The sequence below is a fragment of the Nocardiopsis sp. NPDC055824 genome (assembly GCF_053616335.1).
This window is the reverse complement of sequence record NZ_JBSHDN010000283.1, coordinates 1-6,363: the sequence shown is the minus strand read 5'-3', so window position 1 is coordinate 6,363 and position 6,363 is coordinate 1. Positions and strand designations below refer to the sequence as shown.

Annotated in this window: 5 protein-coding genes; 3 read left to right on the top strand and 2 right to left on the bottom strand. The window is 74.4% G+C overall.

Annotated elements, in window-relative coordinates:
• Window positions 1-288: 288 nt before the first annotated feature.
• Together ACWGL3_RS30190 and alc are read left to right on the top strand one after the other, a co-directional pair.
• Window positions 289-1,215, top strand: coding sequence for a LysR family transcriptional regulator (locus ACWGL3_RS30190; RefSeq protein ID WP_452462081.1), 927 nt, complete (start codon window positions 289-291; stop codon window positions 1,213-1,215).
• 88 nt (window positions 1,216-1,303) lie between these two features.
• On the top strand, window positions 1,304-2,431 hold the full coding sequence (gene alc, locus ACWGL3_RS30185) for an allantoicase (RefSeq protein WP_452462080.1): 1,128 nt from the start codon (window positions 1,304-1,306) through the stop codon (window positions 2,429-2,431).
• Between the two features lie 200 nt (window positions 2,432-2,631).
• Here alc and allB read toward each other — a convergent pair whose 3' ends face one another.
• Both allB and ACWGL3_RS30175 read right to left on the bottom strand, forming a co-directional pair.
• On the bottom strand, window positions 2,632-3,981 hold the full coding sequence (gene allB, locus ACWGL3_RS30180; protein WP_267945975.1) for an allantoinase AllB: 1,350 nt from the start codon (window positions 3,979-3,981) through the stop codon (window positions 2,632-2,634).
• Between the two features lie 6 nt (window positions 3,982-3,987).
• Window positions 3,988-5,289 (bottom strand): DUF6986 family protein, encoded by a 1,302-nt coding sequence (locus ACWGL3_RS30175; protein ID WP_452462079.1) that lies wholly within the window; start codon window positions 5,287-5,289, stop codon window positions 3,988-3,990.
• Between the two features lie 294 nt (window positions 5,290-5,583).
• Here ACWGL3_RS30175 and ACWGL3_RS30170 point away from each other — a divergent pair, with 294 nt between their 5' ends.
• Window positions 5,584-6,318 carry an IclR family transcriptional regulator gene (locus ACWGL3_RS30170; RefSeq protein ID WP_267945977.1) on the top strand — a complete coding sequence of 245 codons (735 nt, stop codon included), beginning with the start codon at window positions 5,584-5,586 and terminating at the stop codon, window positions 6,316-6,318.
• Window positions 6,319-6,363 lie beyond the last annotated feature (45 nt).

Genomic DNA, 6,363 nt, shown 5'->3' with positions numbered 1-6,363 from the left:
TCAGCAGCTCACCGGCGGCCTTGACCCAGATGACCTGGTTGTCGCCCTCGGCGGTGATGGTGCCCTCGGTGGCGGCGAGCTGGCCCGCGATGCCCTGCGTCAGCAGCAGCCCCGGGCCCGGCCCCCGCCCCGGCCGGGCCCGGGGAGGGCCGCGCCCGCGACGGGGCGTCCGGGGCACGGGCGTCCCGGCCCGCGGGACGCCGGCTCCGCCACGGGGCCGTGTCCCGGCCCACGTTGCGCACAGAACCGCGCGTTCCGTTCAGGAGCGCTGAATGGTATTCCTGTGGGGTGACCGACTGGGACCTCCGCAAACTCCGCGTCCTCCGCGCCCTGGAGGAGTTCGGGACAGTCCGGGCGACCGCGGAGGCGCTGCGCATGACGCCGTCCGCCGTCTCCCAGCAGCTCTCCTCCCTCTCGCACCAGGTGGGGGTGGCGCTGCTGGAGGCGCACGGGAGGCGGGTCCGCCTCACCGACGCGGCCCACGTGCTGCTCCGGCACACCGACATCGTGATGGCCCAGCTGGAACGGGCCGAGGCCGAGCTGGACGGCTTCGTCCGCGGCGAGATCGGGCACGTCCGCGTCGGCGCGTTCGCGACCGCCATCCCCAGCCTCGTGGTCCCGGCGCTCCACGCCCTGCGCCGCGAGTACCCCGGTCTCACCACGAAGGTGCACCAGGCCGACGCCGCCGAGGTCTACGACCTCCTCTCGGCGGGGGAGATCGACGTCGGCCTGTCCCTGGCCGCGCAGGCGCCGACCGCCCACGACGGCCGCTACGACCGGAGGGAACTCCTCACCGACCCCCTGGACGTGGCCCTGCCGGCGCACCACCGCCTCGCCTCCGCCCGCGCCCTCCGCCTGGGCGACCTCTCCGGGGAGCCCTGGATCTACGGGGCGTCCGGGCCCTGGCGGGACATCACCGTCTCCGCCTGCGCCCAGGCGGGGTTCGTCCCGGAGCAGGCCCACGTCGCCTCCGACTGGCGGGCCATCCTCGACATGGTCGCCGCGGGGCTGGGCGTCGCGCTGATCCCCCGCCTCGCCGCGACGGGCGACACCCCCGGGGTCAGCCTGCGGGTCCCGCACTCCGACCAGCCCCGCCGCCACGTGGTGACCGCGGTGCGCTCAGGGGCCGGGGAGCACCCGCGGATCGCCGTGGTGCTGCGCGCCCTGGCGGACACCGCCAGAGGGCTCGGCGGCTCCACCGTTCAGTACAACTGAACAGTGTGGTCATAAACTTTCGCTGGAAGTTACCGGTTTGTCCTGGGACGCTGGGAAGCGTCCGACGACCTCGCAACCCGGGAGAGACATGAGCCAAGGCCGCCCCTTCGACCCGCGCGACTACAACGCCCAGCCCTACGCGGGCGGCGACCCCTACGCCGACTACCGGGACGGCGAACACGACTTCTCCGGCCTCGTCGACCTCGCCGACCGCCGGCTGGGGGGCGGCGTGGTCGCCGCCAACGACGAGTTCTTCGCCCAGCGCGAGAACCTCCTCAAGCCCGACCGGGCGCAGTTCGACCCGCACGCGTTCGGGCACAAGGGCAAGGTCATGGACGGCTGGGAGACCAGGCGCCGCCGCGGGGCCGGCGCCGAGCACCCCCACCCCGCCGCCGACGACCACGACTGGGCCCTGGTCCGCCTCGGCCTCCCCGGGGTCGTCCGGGGGCTGGTCGTCGACACCGCGCACTTCCGCGGCAACCACCCGACCGAGGTCTCCGTCGAGGCCGCCCACCTGACCGGCACCCCCACCACGGACGAGCTCCTGGCCGCCGAGTGGACCGAGATCGTGCCCCGCGTGCCCGTCCACGGGCACGCCGCCAACGACTTCGCGGTGGCCCTGGAGCGCAGATGGACCCACCTGCGCCTCAAGCAGTTCCCCGACGGCGGGGTCGCCCGCCTGCGCGTGTACGGCGAACCCGTCGCCGACCCCGCCTGGCTCGCCTCCCTGGGCGGCTTCGACCTGGCGGCCCTGGTCAACGGCGGCACGGTCGAGGACGCCTCGGACCGCTTCTACTCCTCGCCCAACAACATCATCCTCCCCGGGCGCTCGCAGAAGATGGACGACGGCTGGGAGAACCGCCGCCGCCGCGACACCGGGCACGACTGGGTGCGCTTCCGCCTCACCGCCCAGGCCACGGTCCGCGCCCTGGAGATCGACACCGCCTACCTCAAGGGCAACTCCGCGGGCTGGGTGACGGTCATGGGGCGGGACGCCGGATCGGACGCCCCCGACGCCTGGTTCGAGATCGTGGGCCGGACCCGGCTCCAGCCCGACAGCGCCCACCGCTTCGTCCTGGACTCCCCCGTCACGGTCACCCACGTGCGCACCGACGTGTTCCCCGACGGCGGCATCGCCCGCCTGAACGTCTACGGCTCGCTGACCGAGGCCGGCGCCGCCGACCTCGGCAGCCGCTGGGACTCCCTCCTGGGCTGACCGCCGGGACGGCCGCCGCGCCGGGGCGGGCACACCACCGTGTGCCCGCCCCTCGGCGTGCCGGCCCGGCCCGTGCCCTCCTCATCCGCCGCGCACGGCCCCGGCCGGGCCGTCGGACGGACCCGCGCACCCGGCGTCCGGGGCCCGGGACGGGGAGGGACGGGGGCGGCCCCCTCGGACCGCCGGCCCCGGGGGCCGGCTCAGTCCCGGAGCAGCATCCGCCCGGCCGCGCCGGACGGGCCGACGTCCTCGCCGCGCAGGACGGTGCGCCGCACGCGCCCCACGAGGTCGGCGCCGTCGTAGGGGCTCACCGGGTTGCGGTGCCGGAGCGCGCGCACGTCCACCCGGAAGGACTCCTCGGGGGCGACGACCGCGAAGTCGGCGTCGTGGCCCACCCTGATCGCGCCCTTGTTGCGCACCCCGGCGACCCGCGCGGGCCCCGAGGACATCCAGCGCACCACGTCCGCCAGGTCCACGCCGCGGCGGCGCGCCTCCGTCCACACGGCGGCGAAGCCCACCTGGAGCCCCGAGACCCCTCCCCAGGCGGTCCCGAAGTCGCCGGTGTCCAGGTCCTTCAGGTCGGGGGTGCTCGGTGAGTGGTCGCTGACCACGCAGTCGATCAGCCCGTCCCGGAGCGCCCTCCACAGGAGGTCCCTGTTGGCGGAGTCCCGGATGGGCGGGCAGCACTTGAACTGGGTGGCCCCGGCGGGCACCGCCTCGGCCTCCAGGGTGAGGTAGTGCGGGCAGGTCTCCACCGTGAGCGGAACACCGTCCGCCCGGGCCTGCGCGATCAGCGGGAGCGCCGAGGCGCTGGACAGGTGCAGGATGTGCGCCCCGGTGCCCGTGCGCCGCGCCACCTCGATCACCCTGGCGATCGCCGCGTGCTCGGCGGTGTCGGGGCGCGACGCCAGGAAGTCCGCGTAGTCGCGCCCGGAGGCCGGCGGGGCGGTCTCCAGCACGGCCGGGTCCTCGGCGTGCACGATGATCCTGCCGCCGAACTCCCCGACGGCCTCCGCCGCCGTCAGCAGCTCCTCCGGGGAGAGGTGGCCGAACTCGTCCACCCCGGACGGGGACAGGAAGGCCTTGAAGCCGAAGACGCCCCTCTCCCAGAGCGCGGTCAGCTCCTTCGTGTCCCCGGGGCGGCTGTTCTCGGGAACGGCCCCGCCCCAGAAGCCCACGTCCACGGCGAGCTTGCCCTCGGCCGCGGCCCGCTTGGCGTCCAGGCCCGCGACGGTGGTGGTGGGGGGCACGCTGTTCAGCGGCATGTCGAGCAGGGTCGTGACGCCGCCCAGGGCGGCGGCCCCGGTGGCCGAGGCGAACCCCTCCCACTCGGTGCGCCCCGGTTCGTTGACGTGCACGTGGGTGTCGACCAGCCCGGGCAGGAGCACCTCGTCCTCGGCGAGGGTGATCTCCCTGCGGGCGATCAGCGGCGCCCGGTCCCCGACGAGGACGTCCACCACGCGGCCGTCGCGCACCCCGACGGTGACGGGCCGCTCCCCCTCGGGGGTGACGGCTCTGCGGGCGCGTACGGCGAGATCGTGTCGCGTCATGTGTCCCTACTCCTGTCCGACGCGTCGTGTGGCCAGTCCGACCAGGGTCGCGGTGTCGGCCCCGGACGCCTCGGCCACCTCGGTCTCGTCCAGTGCCCCGCAGCGCACCCCGCTGACCAGGGCCGCGGCGAGGGCCTGGGCGGTGGCCGGCTCGTCCAGCACCCCTCCCTCGACGGCGCCGAGGTAGGCGCGCAGGCGGGCGGCGGCGGGGGCGAAGGCCTCCCGGTAGAAGGCGTAGGTGGCCAGGTAGCGGGTGACGAGCTGGTGCGGGTGCAGGTCCCACCCCTGGTAGAACCCGCGTTCCAGGGATCGGCGGACCAGGGAGGCGTGCAGTCCCCACGCGGAGCGCACCTCCTCCGGGGAGCCGACGGGCAGCACGTTGGTGGACCCGTCCGACAGCCACACGCCCGTGCCGGCCGCCGCCACCTGCATGACGGCCTTGGCGTGGTCGGCGACCGGGTGCGCCATGCTCTGGTACGCGGCGGTGACCCCGCACGCGGCGCTGTAGTCGTAGGTCCCGTAGTGGAGGGCGCTGACCCGCCCCTGCCCGGCGTGGATCATGCGGGCGACCGCGGCGGTCCCGTCGGGGAGCAGGATCGACTGGGGGGTCTCGATCTGGAGCTCGAAGCGCAGCCTCCCGGCCTCCAGGCCGAGGCGCTCCTCCAGCTCGTCGGTGAGCCACACCATGGCCTCGACCTGCTCCACCGAGGTGATCTTGGGCAGGGTGAGGACCAGGTTGGCGGGAAGCCCCCCGTTCTCCTCCATGAGCGTGACCAGGAAGAGGGCGAGACTGCGGGCGCCTCGGGCCCGCCCGGCGGCCTCCATCCCCTTCATGCGGATGCCGAAGTGGGGCGGGGCCTGCCCCGCGGCGAGGTCGGCCGAGAGGGCACGGGCCGCGGACACGACGTCGGCGTCCTCGGCCTCGTCGCCCCGGTCCCCGTAGCCGTCCTCCAGGTCGGCGCGCAGGTCCTCGACGGGCTCGGCGGCCAGCTTGTCCCCCAGCCGGGGGAGGATCTCGGCCACGGCGGCCACGTCGGTCCCCGTCGCCTCCGCCAGGTCCGCGGCCGTCGGCGCGTACTCGGCCAGCGAGGCCGCGGCGTCCTTCCCCCACTCGGCCGCGAGGCCGGGCCGCACCCGGTCCGCCGGGACGTACACGGTGTGCACCGGCTGCCGGGCCCCGGAGGAGCCGGGGTAGGCGAGGGCGAGCCTGGCGTCCGCGTCGGCGAGGCGCGCGTTCAGCCCCGCGGTGAGCACGTCCAGGGCGAGATCGGGCGCCGGGCGACGGCTTTCGGACCGGTCCTCTTCCACGTGTGTGTCCTCTCCGAAGCGATGTTTTTCCTATCGTGGATGCTAACTTTTGCAATCCGGAAGAACAAGAGAGACCATGGGGAAGTCCGGACCGCCCGGATCACAGCGGCCCCAGAACACCCGGACAGCCGGTTCCGCCCGTGCTATAGAAGACACTGATGCCGAGAACTCTTTTTCGTATCGCAGAAGCAAGAGCCTGAACCCACGCCACAGCCCACGGGAGCGCGTCCGTTGTCAGTCCCACAGACCTCTCTAGTCACCGACGAAGCGGGCAAACGCGAACGCTCCGGTGGTGTGCAGTCGCTCGACCGCGCCTTCTCCCTGCTGGAGATCATGGCGGAGGCGGGCGGCGAGACCTCGCTGAGCCAGCTGGCCGAGTCCTCCGGCCTCCCGCTCCCGACCATCCACCGCATCATCCGCACCCTGGTGGGCAACGGGTACGTGCGCCAGCTCCCCTCCCGCCGCTACGCGCTCGGCCCCCGGCTCATCGGCCTGGGCGACAAGGCCTCCCAGATGCTCGGGACCTGGGCCAGGCCGCACCTGGCCCAGCTCGTGGAGGACCTCGGGGAGACCGCGAACCTGGCCATGCTGGACGGCGACAAGGTCATCTACGTGGCGCAGGTCCCCTCGCCGCACGCCATGCGCATGTTCACGGAGGTCGGCCGCCGTGTGCTGCCGCACTCCGCCGGGGTGGGCAAGGCCCTGCTCTCCCAGCTGAGCGACGAGGAGGCCCTGGCCACGGTGCGCCGCACCGGGATGCCCGCGGCCACCGACCGCACCATCACCGAGCCCGAGCGGTTCGTCACCGAGCTGCACAGGGTCCGCGACCAGGGGTTCGCCATCGACGACGGCGAACAGGAGATCGGGGTGCGGTGCGTCGCGGTCCCGGTCGCGGGCGCCCCGTCGGGCATGGCCGTGTCCGTCTCCGGTCCGGAGGCCCGCGTCAGCTGGGAGTTCGTGGAGCGCGCCGCGCCCATCGTGCAGCACTGCGCGACCATGCTCGCCACGGACCTCAACAACCAGTCCTGACCCGGCCCGGGAACGGCGGAAGGGGCGGACCGGCCGGTCCGCCCC